The organism is Pseudomonas sp. 21615526, assembly GCF_013386245.1.
GTDB lineage: Bacteria > Pseudomonadota > Gammaproteobacteria > Pseudomonadales > Pseudomonadaceae > Aquipseudomonas.
Map to the genome: position 1 here is coordinate 33,679 of NZ_JACAOM010000039.1, position 16,888 is coordinate 50,566.

15 protein-coding genes are annotated in these 16,888 nt (G+C 61.4%); 9 read left to right on the plus strand and 6 right to left on the minus strand.

What is annotated here, in order from left to right; genetic code table 11:
* Positions 1 to 220 precede the first annotated feature (220 nt).
* Genes HX786_RS13545 through HX786_RS13565 form a run of 5 tightly spaced genes read left to right on the plus strand, consistent with a single transcriptional unit; the run spans position 221 to position 5,649 of the window.
* Complete coding sequence (locus HX786_RS13545) at positions 221 to 2,275, plus strand: NAD(P)-binding protein (protein WP_178912206.1); 2,055 nt, start codon at positions 221 to 223, stop codon at positions 2,273 to 2,275.
* Between the two features lie 38 nt (positions 2,276 to 2,313).
* Positions 2,314 to 3,072: a transporter substrate-binding domain-containing protein gene (locus HX786_RS13550; protein WP_177008854.1), complete on the plus strand. Its 759-nt coding sequence runs from the start codon at positions 2,314 to 2,316 to the stop codon at positions 3,070 to 3,072.
* Positions 3,073 to 3,103: 31 nt separating this feature from the next.
* Positions 3,104 to 3,820, plus strand: a complete 717-nt coding sequence (locus tag HX786_RS13555) for an ABC transporter permease (protein WP_003215463.1) — start codon at positions 3,104 to 3,106, stop codon at positions 3,818 to 3,820.
* The gene (locus HX786_RS13560) at positions 3,817 to 4,527 is read left to right on the plus strand and encodes an ABC transporter permease (protein ID WP_003215465.1); all 711 of its coding nucleotides are present in this window, start codon (positions 3,817 to 3,819) and stop codon (positions 4,525 to 4,527) included. Before HX786_RS13555 ends, HX786_RS13560 begins: the two co-directional genes overlap by 4 nt.
* Before the next feature lie 9 nt (positions 4,528 to 4,536).
* Positions 4,537 to 5,649: a succinylglutamate desuccinylase/aspartoacylase family protein gene (locus tag HX786_RS13565; protein WP_177055640.1), complete on the plus strand. Its 1,113-nt coding sequence runs from the start codon at positions 4,537 to 4,539 to the stop codon at positions 5,647 to 5,649.
* Here the strand turns inward: HX786_RS13565 and HX786_RS13570 are convergent.
* The 4 genes from HX786_RS13570 to HX786_RS13585 form a co-directional block, all read right to left on the minus strand.
* A complete protein-coding gene (locus tag HX786_RS13570; protein WP_177008851.1) occupies positions 5,641 to 6,207 on the minus strand; it encodes a tetratricopeptide repeat protein in 567 nt (188 codons plus the stop codon). The two genes, HX786_RS13565 and HX786_RS13570, sit on opposite strands and share 9 nt — an antisense overlap.
* Positions 6,208 to 6,432: 225 nt before the next feature.
* Positions 6,433 to 7,716: a glutamate-1-semialdehyde 2,1-aminomutase gene (hemL, locus tag HX786_RS13575; protein ID WP_178912207.1), complete on the minus strand. Its 1,284-nt coding sequence runs from the start codon at positions 7,714 to 7,716 to the stop codon at positions 6,433 to 6,435.
* Positions 7,717 to 7,733: 17 nt separating this feature from the next.
* On the minus strand, positions 7,734 to 8,357 hold the full coding sequence (gene thiE, locus HX786_RS13580) for a thiamine phosphate synthase (protein ID WP_178912208.1): 624 nt from the start codon (positions 8,355 to 8,357) through the stop codon (positions 7,734 to 7,736).
* Positions 8,358 to 8,375: 18 nt separating this feature from the next.
* The gene (locus HX786_RS13585) at positions 8,376 to 9,173 is read right to left on the minus strand and encodes a hydroxymethylpyrimidine/phosphomethylpyrimidine kinase (protein WP_177008849.1); all 798 of its coding nucleotides are present in this window, start codon (positions 9,171 to 9,173) and stop codon (positions 8,376 to 8,378) included.
* A 286-nt stretch (positions 9,174 to 9,459) separates the two neighbouring features.
* Between HX786_RS13585 and HX786_RS13590 the strand changes: the two genes are divergently transcribed.
* From HX786_RS13590 to HX786_RS13605, 4 genes are all read left to right on the plus strand, one after another.
* Positions 9,460 to 11,838, plus strand: coding sequence for a hybrid sensor histidine kinase/response regulator (locus HX786_RS13590; protein ID WP_178912209.1), 2,379 nt, complete (start codon positions 9,460 to 9,462; stop codon positions 11,836 to 11,838).
* Between the two features lie 88 nt (positions 11,839 to 11,926).
* The gene (locus HX786_RS13595) at positions 11,927 to 13,579 is read left to right on the plus strand and encodes an acyl-CoA dehydrogenase family protein (RefSeq protein WP_178912210.1); all 1,653 of its coding nucleotides are present in this window, start codon (positions 11,927 to 11,929) and stop codon (positions 13,577 to 13,579) included.
* Between the two features lie 170 nt (positions 13,580 to 13,749).
* The gene (gene amn, locus HX786_RS13600) at positions 13,750 to 15,249 is read left to right on the plus strand and encodes an AMP nucleosidase (RefSeq protein ID WP_172834544.1); all 1,500 of its coding nucleotides are present in this window, start codon (positions 13,750 to 13,752) and stop codon (positions 15,247 to 15,249) included.
* 71 nt (positions 15,250 to 15,320) lie between these two features.
* Positions 15,321 to 15,962, plus strand: coding sequence for a pseudouridine synthase (locus tag HX786_RS13605; RefSeq protein WP_003215483.1), 642 nt, complete (start codon positions 15,321 to 15,323; stop codon positions 15,960 to 15,962).
* Here the strand turns inward: HX786_RS13605 and HX786_RS13610 are convergent.
* Both HX786_RS13610 and HX786_RS13615 read right to left on the minus strand, forming a co-directional pair.
* Positions 15,957 to 16,166 carry a DUF2788 domain-containing protein gene (locus tag HX786_RS13610; protein ID WP_026077819.1) on the minus strand — a complete coding sequence of 70 codons (210 nt, stop codon included), beginning with the start codon at positions 16,164 to 16,166 and terminating at the stop codon, positions 15,957 to 15,959. The genes HX786_RS13605 and HX786_RS13610 overlap by 6 nt on opposite strands.
* Before the next feature lie 228 nt (positions 16,167 to 16,394).
* Complete coding sequence (locus tag HX786_RS13615; protein WP_003194418.1) at positions 16,395 to 16,874, minus strand: Lrp/AsnC family transcriptional regulator; 480 nt, start codon at positions 16,872 to 16,874, stop codon at positions 16,395 to 16,397.
* Positions 16,875 to 16,888: the final 14 nt, after the last annotated feature.

Genomic DNA, 16,888 nt, shown 5'->3' on the forward strand with positions numbered 1-16,888 from the left:
AAACAGCAGATTTTGTTTATGCAGAGAGGGCGCCATGAATACACCAATAATAAAAAGCCTGTTTCAATGGGACGTGAGTTCCACTTTTTTAATTAACTCTCCATCAAAAAGGCTCTGCCCTGGAATACAAGGGTATTAGCGTTTTATCGCCTGGCATTAGTTAACACCGAATTTCTTATGACGCAGTCATCAACGGACTTATCTGTTCGGGAGTAGCCCTGTGCGCGATCCTCGTTATGACATTTTGTTTGAGCCGGTACAAATAGGCCCGGTTCGCACCCGTAACCGCTTTTATCAAGTTCCCCACTGCAATGGCATGGGCCATGTGCATCCTTCCGCCATGGCACGCATGCGCGGGATAAAAGCCGAAGGTGGGTGGGGCGTAGTCTGCACTGAAGAATGTGAGATCAGCCCGCTGAGCGAGTTCTCTCCCTACATAGAGGCGCGCTTGTGGGATGAACGCGACATCCCGGCGCTCGCGCGAATGTGTGAGGCCGTCCACCAGCACGGGTCACTGGCCGGCGTAGAGTTGGCATTCAATGGTTACTCGGCCCCCAACCGCTACAGTCGTGAGATTCCCTGGGCGCCCTCCAATACGCCGGTGCGTGGTTATGACCCGGTACAGGCCCGGGCCATGAGTCGTGCCGATATCCAGCAACTGCGCGCCATGCACCGTGCCGCCGCACTGCGGGCGCGCGACGCGGGGTTTGACATCATCTATGTCTATGCCGGGCATGACCTCGGCGTGCCGTTCCATTTCCTCACGCCACGCAACAACCGCCGTACTGATGAGTATGGCGGTGTGCTGGAAAACCGCGTGCGGCTGTTGCGCGAGTTGATTGAAGACACCCGCGATGCGGTGGGTGATCGGTGTGCCGTGGCGGTGCGCCTGGCGGTAGACGAGCAGAGGGTCGACGGCCTGTCTCGCGATGGAGAGGGCGCTGAAATATTCTCGATGCTGGCGGACTTGCCGGATTTGTGGGACGTCAACGTCGCCGATTGGTCCAACGACAGTGTAACGGCGCGCTTTGCCTCGGAGGGTTATCAAGAGGCCCTCCTGTCGGGGCTGAAGGCTCTGACCCGCAAGCCGGTGGTGGGCGTCGGGCGGTTCACCTCGCCAGACACCATGGTCTCGCTGGTCCGCCGTGGCGTCCTGGACTTGATTGGCGCGGCCCGCCCCTCGATTGCTGACCCGTTCTTGCCGAAGAAGATTGAAGAGGGTCGAGCGGACGAGATTCGTGAGTGCATTGGCTGCAACGTCTGTGTCAGTGGCGACCACACGAGCACGCCGTTGCGCTGCACGCAAAATCCGACCATGGGCGAGGAGTGGCGGCGCGGTTGGCACCCCGAGTCGGTCAATCGTGCGCTTCAACCTGGGCGGGCGCTGGTGGTCGGCGCAGGGCCCGCAGGGCTGGAGTGCTCGCGAATACTGGGCGTTCGGGGCATGGAGGTGGCGCTGGTGGACAGCTTGCGCACCCTTGGCGGACGGGTGGCGCTGGAGTCCCGGCTTCCAGGGTTGGCGAGCTGGGGGCGGGTAATCGACTATCGGTTGGACGCCTTGAGTCGCCTGGCGTCGGTTGAGATTTATCGGGAGAGTCGATTGCAGGCCCAGGACATCCTGGACTTCGCCGCAGAGCATGTATTTATCGCCACCGGCTCCCGCTGGCGGCGGGACGGGTTGGGACGAGCCTTGCGTCAACCGTTACCGGGCCTGGAAAGCCTGCCCGTCATCACGCCGGATGATTTGATGGCCGGTGTCCTGCCGGCGTCACCAGTGCTGCTGTTCGATGACGATCACTATTACATGGGCAGCGTATTGGCTGAGCACCTGGTGGCGCGGGGCGTGCAAGTGATATTCGTCACCCCGGCGGCGGATGTGGCGGCCTGGACCCACAACACCCTTGAGCAACACCGCATCCAGCGCCGCCTGCTGGAGCTGAACGTCACGATCTTCCCGTCCCATACGTTGGTCAGGTGTATGCCTGAAGGCCTTGTCGCAGGGTGCGTCTACACGGAGCGGACACGCTTCATTCCCGCCGCTTCCTTGCTGTTGGTCACCTCCCGCGAACCCGAGCAGGCGTTGTATCAGGCGTTGAACAGCGCACCCGAACAGGTGCGCGCGGCCGGGATCGGCACGCTGACGTTGATCGGCGATTGCGTGGCGCCCGGCACGATTGCTGCGGCGGTGTATTCGGGGCATCGAATGGCACGGGAGTTTGATGCACCCGTTGATTCTTTATTGGTCCGGCGAGAGATTCCGCTTATCGAGGTGTAGTCAGTCTCGCTGTTTATTTAATAACGAGGAATACAATAATGAAAAAAACAATCCTGATGTTATTCGCTGTTCTTTTATTAAACACGCCACTGTTTGCCAATGACTATGCCGTCATCCGTTTTGGTGTTGATCCCAATTACGCGCCTTTTGCCTATAAAGATAACAAAGGCACGTTGACGGGGTTCGAAGTTGATATCGGTAACGCCCTCTGCACTCAGTTGCGTGTTCGCTGCCAATGGGTTGAAAGTGATTTTGACGGGCTGATTCCCAGTCTGAATGCCGGCAAGATCGACGCCATCCTCGCCTCAGTGACGGTCACCGCCGCACGAGAAAAGGTGATTGATTTCTCCTCGGAGGTATTTTCCAGCCCCACCGCCATGGTGCTCCGCCCCGGCGCTGAGCTGGCCAAGGGTACGGCTGTTGGCTATCTGCAAGGCAGTACCCAGGAAGTCTATGCCCGCCAAGTGCTCGCCGGGCAGGGCATAAAGATCGTGGCTTATGCCGATCAGGAACAGGTGTATGCCGATCTCGTGGCAGGGCGGCTGCAAGCCTCATTGCAGGATGCACAGCAAGCGCAAAGCGGATTTATGCGCACAGCCCAGGGTGCGGGGTTCGTCCTCGGGCCGCCGATCGAAAGTGCATTGATGCCCTCCAAAAGCGCCATCGGCATCGCCAAGGGCAATCATGCCCTGAAAGCCCTGCTGGATAAGGGCCTCGCGGCACTGCACGCCGAGGGTACCTACGCTCGGCTGCAAGACCAGTATTTTCCGGGTGTGAACATGTTCAGCGGTCAATGACCGTCCTTCAATGGCGAGCGAGAGCGCAAACATGTTGCCCACCTTCACTCAATTCACCTCGACCCTGGACAGTTTTGCGCCACTCTTGTTGGGCGGTGTCTGGGTCACGCTGCAACTGGCGCTACTGTCACTGCTGCTGGGGCTGGCGTTCGGCCTGCTCGGTGCTGGCGCCAAGTTGTCCAGGGTCAGGGCCTGGCGCCTCTGCGCACAGCTCTACACCACTCTGATTCGCGGGGTGCCCGACCTGCTGTTGATGCTGTTGATTTTCTATGGGGTGCAAACCGGTTTGAGTCGTCTGACGCAGGAACTGGGCATGGCCTACATCGAAATCGACCCATTCAGCGCAGGCGTACTCACCTTGGGGTTTATCTACGGCGCCTATTTCACCGAAACCTTTCGTGGTGCCCTGCTGGCTGTACCTCGCGGCCAGTTCCAGGCCGCCAAGGCCTTGGGCATGACCTTCAGTCAGGGCTTCGTGCACGTGATATTCCCGCAAATGATGCGGTTCGCCCTTCCGGGGCTGGGCAATAACTGGATGGTTTTACTCAAGGCGACTGCGCTGGTGTCGATCATTGGCTTGGCGGATTTGGTCAAGGTCGCCCAGGTAGCGGGCAAAAGTAGCCAGCAGTTATTGGCCTTTTTGCTGATGGCCGCATTGATCTACCTGTTGCTCAGCAGCGTTTCAAACCTTGCCTTGCGCTGGCTGGCGCGTCGTTACGGCGTCGGTGCGCAGGAGTCGTCACCATGATCGAGTTGATCCAGGAATACTGGCGGCCGTTCATCTATTCCGACGGTCAACAACTTACCGGCCTGGCCATGACCCTATGGCTGACCAGTGCCTCGCTGTGTCTTGGCCTACTGCTGGCACTGCCCTTGTCCATCGCCAGGGTGTCATCCAGATGCTGGCTGCGTTGGCCGGTGCAATGCTTCACCTACCTGTTTCGCGGCACGCCGCTGTATATCCAGTTGCTGATCTTTTATACCGGGATCTACAGCATTGCCGCCGTGCGTGAACAGCCCGTGCTGGATGCGTTTTTCCGTGAGGCGCTGAACTGTACGCTGTTGGCATTTGCCCTGAATACCGGCGCCTACACCACGGAAATTCTCGCGGGCGCCATTCGGGCGATGCCTCGTGGTGAAGTCGAAGCCGCCCGATCCCTGGGGTTCGACGGCTGGAAGCTGTATGTCCACCTGATCATGCCATCCGCATTGCGCCGCTCATTGCCCTACTACAGCAATGAGGTGATTTTCATGTTGCATTCCACCACGTTGGCGTTCACCGCCACGGTGCCGGATATCCTGAAAGTGGCACGGGATGCCAACGCCGCAACCTTCCTGACCTTTGAATCATTCGGCTTCGCAGCAGCCCTTTACCTGTGCATTACCTTTGCCTTGGTAGGTTTGTTTCGCCTGGCTGAACGGCGCTGGCTGCGTTTTCTGGATGCGGCCCGATAGGAGATCGAAATGCAGACCCACGTGCATGAGTTGTTGGAGGTCGTACCGGGGACGACGCGACAGATTCGCAGTTTTCATTACGGCCCGGCCAGTGCAGCCGGCAAGGTTTATATCCAGGCGTCCCTGCACGCCGATGAACTGCCGGGCATGCTGGTCTTATGGCATCTGAAGCAGCGGCTGGCGCACCTGGAGGCAGCAGGGTTGATGCGTTGGTCGGTTGTGGTGGTGCCGGTGGCCAATCCGCTGGGGTTGGAGCAAGTGTTGATGGATGTGCCCCAGGGGCGCTTCGATAACGACAGTCGGGAAAACTTCAATCGTTTCTTCCTCGACGTCAGCCAGCAGGTCGGTGATCGCGTCGAAGCCCTGTTGGCGGATGAACCGGGCGCCAATCTGCAACTGATCCGTGGCGCCTTGCTGCAAACACTGGCCAGCCAGGAGCCGGCGACACAGTTGCAATCCATGCGCTTGACCCTGCAAACGCTGGCCTGCGATGCCGATATCGTGCTGGACCTTCATTGCGATTTCGAGGCCGTGCAGCATTTGTATTTGTCGCCGGATTTCTGGTTGCACGTGGAGCCTTTGGCCCGTTACCTGGGAGCCAGGGCGTGTTTTTTGGCCAAAGAGGCCGGCGGGCAATCGTTCGATGAGTGTTTTACGTTGTTCTGGGCGCACATGCAGGCGCGTTTTCCCGGGCGCTTTTCGGCACCGGGGTTTGCTGTGACTGTAGAGCTGCGGGGTGTTGCCGATGTGGATCACGGACTGGCGCGTCAGGATTGCCAGGCGTTGATCGACTACTTGATTCAACGGGGAGCCATTGACGGCCAGGCACCACCGCTACCGCCATTACTGAATGCGCCAACGCCGTTGGCGGGAGTAGAACCGGTGGTGAGCCCAGTGGGAGGCTTGATTGTGTTTTGCGCGAAGGTGGGGGATTACCTGGCGGCCGGGCAAATCCTCGCCGAAGTTATCGATCCGATCACTGATCGGGTGACACCGGTTGCTTGCACCCGAGAAGGGCTTTTGTATGTTCGATCAGTGCGGCGAATGGCGAGTGCCGGTATGACGATTGCCCATGTAGCTGGCCCGAAGGCGCATCGACAGGGTTATCTGTTATCACCTTGAAGGATCCGGCAGCGGGGAAAACGGCGAGCTGCCATCTGCGCTCTGCAGTTCCTGCAGGTAGTTGCGGAAAATCTGTCCCAGCACTTGGGTAGCCACTTCCAGTTCGTCGCGCTGCATGTGTTCGGCCACTTCGTCGGCCGTGTCCAGTGCATCTTCGGCGCCGTTCACCGCCGCCATTTTCAGCACGATGTACGCCTGGACGTTATTGGCCGGTACGCCTTCGCCGTGGAAAAACATGGTGCCCAGCTGGAATTGCGCCTGCGCGTGGCCCTGCAACGAGGCTTTCTCGAAGTAGCTCAAGGCTTTGTTGAGGTCGCGTGCGGGGTTTTTACTGTCGTAGAAGTACTCGCCCAACTCGTATTGCGCCTGCGCATCCCCGCCATCGGCCTGTTTCTGGCACGCGCTCAGGGCTTCGGCCTGGCTTTCCGGCTGGGTATTGAGGGTGCAACGACCCATCGCTGGGATTAACAACGAGTTGCCGCCTGCCTGGGCATACGCCAGCAGCGGCTGAAGGAGCAACAGGCAGCCCAGAACCAGGGTGCGGCCGGTGCGTTTCATGGGAATCGACTTACCTCTGACGGGGCGCGGGACCCACGGGGGGATCCAATAAGCGCGCATTATGAAATAAGCAGGCACCTGCTTACAAAGTCTTTACTCGTTTTTCTGCTGCGTGGGCAAGTTATCTGCCGGATTGCAGGTGAATTCTCGAAAAAAGACGGAAATGCCTGTAAGCAAAGTAGCAAATCTGACGCCGCCAGGGGCGGCGCCTGATTTTTGATCCGCTTATTTCAAGGCGGCGAAGGCGCGCTCGGCGGCATCGAGGGTCAGTTTCAGCTCGGCATCACCATGGGCGATCGAGGTGAAGCCGGCTTCAAAAGCGCTCGGGGCGAGGTACACGCCACCTTCCAGCATCAGATGGAAGAAGCGCTTGAACAGGTCGGCATCGCTGCCCATCACATCGTCGAAGGTGACGATGTCGTCAGCGCCGCTGAAGTACAGGCCGAACATGCCGCCCGCCTGGGTGGTCACGAACGGAATGCCGGCGGCATCGGCGCGCTGTTGCAGGCCGTCCAGCAGGCGAGTGGTGTAGTCGGTCAGCTCGGCGTGGAAGCCCGGGCGGCTGATCAGGCGCAGGGTGTTCAGGCCGGCGGCCATGGCCAGCGGGTTACCCGACAGGGTGCCTGCCTGGTACACCGGGCCCAGCGGCGCGATGTGTTGCATGATTTCGCGCTTGCCGCCGAAGCAGCCCACCGGCATGCCGCCGCCGATGATCTTGCCGAAGGTGCTCAGGTCCGGCGTGACGCCGTAGTAAGCCTGGGCGCCGCCGAGGGCAACGCGGAAGCCGGTCATCACTTCATCAAAAATCAGCACCACGCCGTGCTTGTCGCACTGTTCCCGCAGGCCTTCCAGGAAGCCCGGCGCCGGCGGCACGCAGTTCATGTTGCCGGCCACCGGCTCGACGATGATGCACGCCACTTCCTGGCCGACTTCGCTGAGCATCTGCTCGACGGCAGCGATGTTGTTGAACGGCAGGGTCAGGGTGTGTTTGGCGAACGCGGCCGGCACCCCGGCGGAGCTCGGTACGCCCTGAGTCAGCGCACCGGAACCGGCCTTGACCAGCAGGCTGTCGGAGTGGCCGTGGTAGCAGCCTTCGAACTTGATGATGCTGTCGCGGCCGGTAAACCCACGGGCCAGGCGAATCGCGCTCATGGTGGCTTCGGTGCCGGAGCTGACCATCCGCACCATCTCCATGGAGGGCACGATGGAGCACACCAGGTCAGCCATCTCGGTTTCCATGGCGGTCGGTGCGCCATAGGAAAGGCCGTGTTGCAGCTGCTGGCGCACCGCGTCCAGTACTTCCGGATGGCTGTGGCCGAGGATCATCGGGCCCCACGAACCCACGTAGTCGACGTAGCGCTTGTCATCTTCGTCGGTGACGTAGGCGCCTTCGGCATGCTTGAAGAACAGTGGGGTGCCGCCAACGCTCTTGAACGCTCGCACGGGAGAGTTCACGCCGCCGGGGATGTGTTTCTGGGCATTGGCAAACAGGGTTTCGGAACGGGACATGATCGTGTTCTCTGAATTCAAGATTTTAGAAGATCGTTGAAAACGCGGGCGCGGCGCGTGACTTCCTGGGTGCTGTCGGCACCAAACAGGCCGTGGACCACTGCCAGCAAGTCGGCACCGTGGGCCACCAGCGGCTCGGCGTTTTCCAGGGTGATGCCGCCGATCACGCAGATCGGCAGGTGCAACCGCGCGCGGGCCTGGGCCAGCAGTTCAACGGTGGCTGCCGGCGCGCCGGGCTTGGTGTTGGAATTGAAGAAGCGGCCGAAGGCGACATAACTGGCACCTTCGCGGGCAGCCTGCTCGGCCAGTTCGATCTGGCTGTGGCAGGTGGAGCCGATGATCGCCTTGGAACCGAGCAGCGCACGGGCCGGGGTCAGCGGGCCGTCGGTCTGGCCCAGATGCACGCCGACGCCGAGGCGTGCGGCCAGTTCGGCGTCATCGTTGATGATCAGTTGGGTCTTGTAGCGCGAGCACAGCTCTCGCAGTTTTTCGGCTTCCCGCAGGCGGCGCGCTTCGTCGCTGCTTTTATCGCGGTATTGCAGCAGGGTCACGCCACCGTCCAACGCCGCTTCGACGTAGGCCAGGAACTTGCCGGCCAACAGTTGGCTGTCGGTAATGGCATAAAGGCCACGTAGTTTCATCGGGCAGGCCTCTTGGTGTTACGAGCAGAAATCCAACGGCAGACGACGAGGCACGAATTGCCCCTGGCCGAGTTGTTCAGCGTCACGCAGGGTGCGCCAAGTGTAGTTGAGGGCCGATTGCACCGCGCTGACCAACCCTTCGCCTTGTGCCAACCGACCGGCCAGCGCGCTGGCCAGGGTGCAGCCCGAACCGTGATAACTGCCGGGCAGGCGCTGGCAGGTAAAGGTCTGGTGCGTGCCGTCGCGGCTGTAGAGGCGGTTGTGCACTTCGTGCTCGTCGCCATGGCCGCCGGTGATCAGCAGGTGCTTGATGAACGGCAGCAGTTTCGCTGCGCATTCGTCCGCCGTGCCCTCGGGCAATTCGGCGAGGATGCGCGCTTCAGGCAGGTTGGGGGTGGCGATCATCGACAGCGGCAACAGCCGCTCGCGCATGGCGTAGCCGACCTCGTCCTTGCCCAGGCTGCCGCCGCCGCCGGCGCGCAGCACCGGGTCGCAGACCACCGGCAAATGCGGGTGCGCCTTGAGCAGTTCGACCACGGTGTCGACCATCTCCAGGGAACCGAGCATGCCCAGTTTCACCGCGGCCACTTCGGAGTCACCGAGCACGGCGTTGGCCTGGGCCAGCACCCACTCGCGATCCAGCACGCGGAAATCGCTGACGTTGACGGTGTTCTGCACAGTCAGCGCGGTGACGGCCGGGGCCGCATGACAGCCCTGGGCGAGCAGGGCTTCGATATCTGCCTGCAAGCCGGCGCCACCACTGGGATCATGGCCGGAGAGACAGAGGACAACGGGGCGAGAGCTGTAGATATTCATGGTGCGCGAGCTTACCACCAAACGCTTTTTGGGTGGCTGTCGGGCGATGGTTGAATTTTTAGCGGAGGGGAAGGTGGAAGTGGCTGTTTGCTATCATCGTGAAATACAGGTCAAATGCCCTGTAATGCCCGCTCTAGAGCCTTTCAAAAAATTATTTCAATGGTGTCTTTTGGCCTGTAATGGCTATGCTAGAGTGGATTCAAACCAATAACTGTATCGCCGGTTTACGTCTGCTCAAAAGGAATGGAGGCTTTTGACATAACCGGACAGGTCACGCTGGGGCTCTATGCGCTATTTGCTGATGTTACTGTTGACCGGGCTGCCGATGCTGGCCGGCGCAGTCGAGTTCAACGAGACCACCACGCGGTTGCCCCTGGGCCAAGTGATGCAAGTCCTTGAGGACCCCAGTGGCGCCCTGACCATTGGCGATATCAGCTCGCCGGTCCTCGCCAGTCGTTTCAAGACCCACGACAAAGCCACATTGAATGCCGGCTATTCGCGCTCGGTGTTCTGGCTCAAGGTCGATTTGCATTACCGTGCACAGCGCCCGGATGCCCCGCGCCGCTGGCTGCTGGAACTGGCTTACCCGCCGCTGAACCAACTGGAGCTGTACGAGCCTGACAGTGTCGGCAACTATCGACTGGTGTCGCGCACCGGCAGCATCCTGCCGTTTTCCAGCCGCGAAATCCGCCAGAGCAACTACCTGTTCAAGCTCGACTTCGTCCCTGGCCAGCAGGAAACCCTGTACCTGCGCCTGCAAAGCCAGGGCTCGATCCAGGCACCGCTGACCCTCTGGTCCACCACCGCGTACCTCGAAGAACAGCCATTGCGCCTGTACGTGCTGGGTGTGATCTACGGCGTGTTGCTCGGCATGCTGATCTACAACCTGTTCATCTACCTGAGCGTGCGCGACACCAGCTACCTCTATTACATCCTCTATATCGCCTCGTTCGGCCTGTATCAGCTGTCGGTGAACGGCGTCGCCGTGCAGTATTTCTGGCCGAATAACCCGTGGTGGGCGAACGCGGCGGTGCCCTTCCTGATCGGTTCGGCGGCGCTGTTCGGCAGCCTCTTTGCCCGCAGTTTCCTGCACACCGCGCTTTACAGTCGCTGGATCAACCGGCTGTTGCTGGCCCTGGCGGTCAGCGGCGGGGTGGTGATGGTGCTGGCATTGTTCACCAGTTATGCGCTGGCGCTGCGCCTGGCCACCGCCCTGGCGCTGGTCTTTACCGTGACCATCTTCGTCGCGGCCATCAAGGCCTGGTATTGCGGCCAGCGCATGGCGCGCTACTTCATCATCGCCTGGACCGCGTTCCTGCTGGGCGGTGTAGTCAATACGATGATGGTGCTGGGCTACCTGCCCAATGTGTTCCTCACGATGTACGCCAGCCAGATCGGCTCGGCACTGGAAGTGGCCTTGCTGTCCCTGGCGCTGGCCGACCGGATCAATTCGATGCGCGAGCAACAGGCGCAAATCCTGTTCGACGCCAGCCAGAAACTCGAAGTGCTCAACACGCAACTGGCCCACAGCAACCAGCTCAAGGATGAATTCCTCGCCACCTTGACCCACGAGCTGCGCACGCCGATGAACGGTGTGATCGGCTCCCTGGAATTGATGCAGACCGAGCCGCTGCCAGGCGACCTCGCGCAGTACCATCAAACCGCCTCCGGTGCGGCCCGCGAGATGATGCGCATGGTCAACGGCATCCTCACCCTCACCGAATTGCAGGCCGGGCGCCTCAGCCCGCAACCCCAAGTGTTCAGCCTGCGTGGGCTGCTCGACACCTTGCGCCAGCAGTTCGCGGCCAGCGCCCAGCACAAAGGGTTGGCGTTCTCCATTGATCTGGCAGAAGACCTGCCGGACCGCATCAACGGTGATCCCGGCAAGCTGGCGCAGTGCCTGGATTGCCTGTTGGACAATGCCTTCAAGTTCACCCACGAGGGCTCGGTGCGTGTGCGGGTGGTCGGTGTGCCCCAGGCGGACGGAACGCTGCGCCTGACCTTCATTGTCACTGACACCGGCATCGGCTTCGCCTATCTCGATGAGGCGACCCTGTATCAGCGCTTCTTCCAGCTCGATGGCTCGACCACTCGCCAATACGGCGGCATGGGCATTGGCCTGGCGATCTGCCGGCAATTGATCGAGTTGCTCGGTGGGCGCCTCACCCACAATTCCGAGCCGCGGCGCGGCAGTCGCTTCCAGCTGGAGCTTGCGGTCAGCCCCGTCCAGCCCGAACCCGCTGCCGTGCGGCGAGTACCGCAGGCGCAACGCACGCCGCAGGAGTGCACGGTGCTGCTGGTAGACGACAACAGCGTGGCGCAACTGGTGGTGCGCGGCATGTTGCTCAAGCTCGGTTATCGGGTGAAAACCGTCGACAATGGGCCGGCCGCCCTGGCGTTGCTGCAGAGTCAAACCTTCGACGCAGTGTTGCTGGATGTGCCGGAGGGCGGCTTTTCGCTGTGCTGCCAGATCCGTGCGTTGCCCGGCTGTGGTGAGCTGCCGGTGATCGCCTTGAGCACCTCGTTACAAGCCCCGGAACGCGAGCGCTGCCACGGCGTGGGTATCACCGACCGAGTGGCCAAGCCGGTACGTTTCGAGGCCCTGCAACGGGTGCTGCAACTGCGGTTGTTGCATATGGTTGAGGGTGAAAGCGCCGCCAATTAGGCGTTTATGCCACTTTTTTAACCCGGGTGACGGTGCTTAACTGAAATTCAGGCCTCAATCAACGTGGCCTTTTTTCAGGAGGCCCGTCATGCACCTGCACCAGTTCGCCGAAACCCACGACGTCACCAACCAGCCACCGTCCCTGGACGGCACCAACCTGTACCGTATCGACTTGCCGCTGCAAGACTGGTCCCGGCGCTTCGGCGCCGGCTGGGCCGAGCAGCGCATCGACACCTATGGTGCGCTGGCGGGCGGGCCGCTGATGGAAGCCGGGTTCCTGGCCAACCAGAACAAACCGGTGTTCAACAGCCATGACCGGTTTGGCCATCGCATCGACCTGGTGGAGTTTCATCCGGCCTACCACGAGCTGATGCGCACCGCCGTCGAACACGGCCTGCCGTCGTTGCCGTGGGCCCATCCGCAATCCGGCGCCCATGTGGCCCGTGCGGCGATGACCTACCTGCACAGCCAGGCCGAAGCCGGCACCGGCTGCCCGCTGACCATGACGTTCGCCTGCGTCCCGGCCCTGCGCCTGCAGCCAGACCTGGCTGAAACCTGGCTGCCGAAAATCCTCGCCACCGAATACGACCCGCGCAACGTCGGCATCGCCCACAAGGCCGGCGCCACCATCGGCATGGCCATGACCGAGAAACAGGGTGGCACCGACGTGCGCGCCAACACCACCCGCGCTTACCCGGTGTGCGCTGGCGGCCCGGGCCAGGCGTATGAGTTGGTGGGGCACAAGTGGTTCTGCTCCGCGCCGATGTGCGATGGCTTCCTCACCCTGGCCCAGACCGACAAGGGCCTGACCTGTTTCCTGCTGCCCCGGCACCGCCCGGATGACACCCGCAACGAGTTCTACATCCAGCGCCTGAAAAACAAGCTCGGCAACTGCTCCAACGCTTCCAGCGAAGTGGAGTTTCGTGGCGCGCTGGCCTGGATGATCGGCGAAGAAGGGCGCGGCGTACCGACCATCATCGAGATGGTGGCGATGACCCGCTTCGATTGCATGGTCGGCTCCAGCGCCCTGATGCGCCAGGCGCTGACCCAGGCCAGCCATCATTGCGCTCACCGCCTAGTAGGTGGCCGGGTGCTCAGCGAGCAACCGTTGATGCAGAACGTACTGGCCGACCTGGCCCTGGAAAGCGAGGCGTCCCTGGCCTTGAGCATGCGCATGGGGCGCGCGCTGGACCATCTGGATAACGAACAGGAAGCCAAATTCGCCCGGCTGGTGACGGCGGTGGGCAAGTACTGGATCTGCAAGCGCGCGCCCGCGATGATCAACGAAGCCGCCGAGTGCATGGGCGGTGCGGGGTATGTCGAGGACAGTATCCTGCCGCGCTTGTACCGTGAGGCGCCGGTCAACTCGACGTGGGAAGGTTCCGGCAATGTGCAGTGCCTGGATGTGCTGCGGGCCCTGTCCAAAGAACCGGGCGTATTGGAGGCGCTGTTTGTCGAGCTGGGGGATGGTCATGGCCACAAGCACCTGGCGCGGCATATCGAGCAGTTGAAGTCGGCGTTCATGGACACTCAGGACATCCAGTACCGTGCCCGCCAACTCACCGAGGACATCGCGGTGGCGTTGCAGGCCAAGCTGCTGCTGGAGGCGGGCAATGCCAGTGTGAGTGATGGCTTTATCGCCAGCCGACTGGGTGAGTCGTCGGGCCGGGTCTATGGCACCTTGCCGCGCGGTGTGGATGTGGAGGCCATCGTCGCCCGGTCGACACCTCAAATCCTCTGAATGAATGCGGGCAAAATGTGCGAGCGGGCTTGCTCGCGAAGGCGGTGGATCAGCCAATACATGTGCTGACCTACCGCATTCGCGAGCAAGTCGAATCGTCGCACCGCCGCTCCCACATTATTGATCGCATTCCAATTCCGGTGTTCCAGTGCGCCAGGGATACAGGCAAGATGAAGGCCTGCAAGTCAGAACACAGGATGCTTACCGTGACCGAAGCTTTTGTTGTCGTTCAAACCGCCGAAGAAGCCGTGGATCGGCTGGCGGCTCTCCATGAGCGTGCTACCGGCGCGCTCAATCAAGCCCTCAAGCGCTACCTCAAAGACCGCGTCGAACCCGACGCTGAACAACGTGCGATGTTTCGCTACCCGGAACTGCGCCTGACCTACCTGGTGCAGGGCGAAGTCCCACAGACCACCCGGGCGTATGCCAAGGTTCAGTTGCCGGGGACCTACAGCGTCACCGTCACCCATCCGTCGGCCTTCCGCAAATACCTGCTGGAGCAACTGGTGCCGTTGATGCACGACTTCACCGTGACGGTGGAAGTGGGCGTCAGCCAGCAGAACATTCCCTACCCGTACGTGGTGGAGCAGGGTGACGAACTGGCCGGCTCCGGTGTAACTGCCGCCACGCTGGCGCGGGTGTTCCCGAGTACCGACCTGTCTGCCGCCACCGATGGCATCGCCGACGGCCTGTACGACTGGGAAAACACCGACCCGCTGCCATTGGCATTGTTCGATGCCGCCCGCGTCGACTTCTCCCTGCGCCGCCTGGTGCACTACACCGGCAGCGACTGGCGCCATGTGCAGCCGTGGATTTTGCTGACCAACTACCACCGCTACGTTGACCAGTTCATCGTGCATGGCCTGGAACAGTTGCGCAGCGACCCGCGCTTTATCCGCATGGTGCTGCCGGGCAATGTGATCATCGACAAGAGCATGGACCACGGCGAAGCGTCTGCCATTGCTGCCGGCGTGGTCTGGCACCGTTATCAGATGCCGGCCTACCACTTGCAGGCCAGCGACGGCCATGGTGTGACCCTGGTGAACATCGGCGTCGGCCCGTCCAATGCCAAGAACATCACCGACCACCTCGCCGTATTGCGTCCGCATTGCTGGCTGATGATTGGTCACTGCGGCGGGCTGCGCCAATCCCAGACCATCGGTGACTACGTGCTGGCTCACGCCTACATGCGTCGCGACGGGATTCTCGACCGGGTAGTGCCGCCGAACATTCCGATCCCGGCCCTGGCCGAAGTGCAGATGGCCTTGCAGCAAGCCGCGGCCAACGTCACCGGCGAGAAAGGCGAAGAGCTGAAAAAACGCCTGCGCACCGGCACCGTGCTGACCTACGACGACCGCAACTGGGAGCTGCGCTGGGCCCAGGAACGTCCGCTGATCAACCTGTCCCGCGCCGTGGCCGTGGACATGGAAAGCGGCACCATCGCCGCCCAGGGCTACCGCCTGCGGGTGCCGTACGGCACGTTGCTGTGTGTGTCGGATAAACCGCTGCACAGCGAGATCAAGCTGCCGGGATCGGCCAACGCGTTCTACGAGCGTGCGGTCAGCCAGCACTTGAAGATCGGCATCGAGGCGGTGGATCTGTTGCGCACCGAACTCAACTCGTTGCACTCGCGCAAACTGCGCAGCTTCGACGAGCCGCCGTTCCGCTAAACGGTTGGGATGGTTATTTAACGGTCGGGCCACTAGCATTGTCGGTCCTGACCGTTAGATGTTCCTTTGCCATGTCCCGTCCTGCCCGTCCTGTTTCCCGCCGCCCCGGTGTGAAAAGTCCGCAAACCTCGTCAGCCCCGCGTCGTGTCGCCAAGGCGCCACCGGCCGATCCCAAGTTGATCCTGTTCAATAAACCCTTCGATGTGCTGACCCAATTCAGCGATGAAGGCGGGCGGGCGACCCTCAAGGATTTCATCGACATCCCCGGCATTTACCCGGCCGGGCGCCTGGACCGTGACAGTGAAGGCCTGTTGCTGCTGACCAACGACGGCCAATTGCAGGCGCGCATCGCGGACCCCAAGCACAAGCTGGCGAAAACCTATTGGGTGCAGGTGGAAGGCGAACCGACCGAGGAACAGCTGCAACGCCTGCGCGACGGTGTGGAGCTCAATGACGGCATGACCCTGCCCGCCGAAGCCCGGCAACTGGACGAGCCGCAGTTGTGGCCGCGCAATCCGCCGGTGCGGTTTCGCAAAAGCGTGCCGACCCATTGGCTGGAGTTGGTGATTCGTGAAGGGCGTAACCGCCAGGTGCGGCGCATGACGGCCGCGGTAGGCTTGCCGACGTTGCGTCTGGTGCGGGTGCGGATTGGTGACTGGTCGATCGACGGCCTGGACCAAGGCCAATGGAAAGAAGTGCCGGCGCGCTTATAAGGCGCCGGACTCGATCAGGCCGATCACCACGCTCTTGATGATGAACGCGGCAACGCCCAGGCCCAGCACGAAGAACAGGATCATCGAGCCAAAGCGCCCGGCCTTGGATTTCTTCGCCAGGTCCCAGACGATAAAGCCCATGAAAATGATCAGGATGCTGACCAGGCCGGTCATCATCCATTCTTCAAACACGGCGGGATCAATCGAGTTCATCGGGTCGTTTCCGGCTGGGGCAGGGCGCCGATTATACGCCAGGGCAATCGGCGCGACATTGACCTGCGTCGGTCTGCCGCAGACTTACCACCCTGCGGGAACACAGTCAAAATGTGGGAGCGGGCTTGCTCGCGAATGCGGTGGATCAGTCAGCACATTCGGTGCCTGGCACACCGCATTCGCGAGCAAGCCCGCTCCCACATTTGTTCCGCGCTGGTCTTAAGTGCGCAGGTGGGTCAGCGGCAGCTCGGTGCTGTTGAGCACCTGGTTCAGCACAAAGCTTGAACGCACGCTGGTGACGCCTTCGATGCGGGTCAGGTGGCCCAGCAGCAACTTCTGGTAGTGATCCATGTCTGGCACCACCACTTTCAGCTGATAGTCGGCGTCCATCCCGGTCACCAGGCTGCATTCCAGCACTTGCGGCAAGGTGCGGATGGCCGCTTCGAAGTTCTCGAAACGTTCGGGGGTGTGTCGGTCCATGCCGATCAGCACGTAGGCCGTGAGACTCAGGCCGAGCATCTTGCGGTCGAGCAAGGCGACCTGGCGGGCGATGTAGCCGTCGTCTTCGAGTTGCTTGACCCGGCGTGAGCACGGCGAAGGCGACAGGCCGATGCGCTCGGCCAACTCCTGGTTGGAGATCCTCGCGTCGCGCTGCAATTCCGCCAAAATACTCAGGTCGTATCGGTCAAGTTTGCTCATGGGGCTGGCCTTTG

Coding starts and splice junctions, on each gene's coding strand:
- HX786_RS13570 (WP_177008851.1), bottom strand. CDS start 6,207: ATGAAACGCACCGGCCGCACCCTGGTTCTGGGCTGCCTGTTGCTCCTT.
- HX786_RS13605 (WP_003215483.1), top strand. CDS start 15,321: ATGTCCCGTCCTGCCCGTCCTGTTTCCCGCCGCCCCGGTGTGAAAAGT.
- amn (WP_172834544.1), top strand. CDS start 13,750: ATGAAGGCCTGCAAGTCAGAACACAGGATGCTTACCGTGACCGAAGCT.
- HX786_RS13550 (WP_177008854.1), top strand. CDS start 2,314: ATGAAAAAAACAATCCTGATGTTATTCGCTGTTCTTTTATTAAACACG.
- HX786_RS13590 (WP_178912209.1), top strand. CDS start 9,460: ATGCGCTATTTGCTGATGTTACTGTTGACCGGGCTGCCGATGCTGGCC.
- HX786_RS13560 (WP_003215465.1), top strand. CDS start 3,817: ATGATCGAGTTGATCCAGGAATACTGGCGGCCGTTCATCTATTCCGAC.
- HX786_RS13595 (WP_178912210.1), top strand. CDS start 11,927: ATGCACCTGCACCAGTTCGCCGAAACCCACGACGTCACCAACCAGCCA.
- HX786_RS13565 (WP_177055640.1), top strand. CDS start 4,537: ATGCAGACCCACGTGCATGAGTTGTTGGAGGTCGTACCGGGGACGACG.
- hemL (WP_178912207.1), bottom strand. CDS start 7,716: ATGTCCCGTTCCGAAACCCTGTTTGCCAATGCCCAGAAACACATCCCC.
- thiE (WP_178912208.1), bottom strand. CDS start 8,357: ATGAAACTACGTGGCCTTTATGCCATTACCGACAGCCAACTGTTGGCC.
- HX786_RS13555 (WP_003215463.1), top strand. CDS start 3,104: ATGTTGCCCACCTTCACTCAATTCACCTCGACCCTGGACAGTTTTGCG.
- HX786_RS13585 (WP_177008849.1), bottom strand. CDS start 9,173: ATGAATATCTACAGCTCTCGCCCCGTTGTCCTCTGTCTCTCCGGCCAT.
- HX786_RS13615 (WP_003194418.1), bottom strand. CDS start 16,874: ATGAGCAAACTTGACCGATACGACCTGAGTATTTTGGCGGAATTGCAG.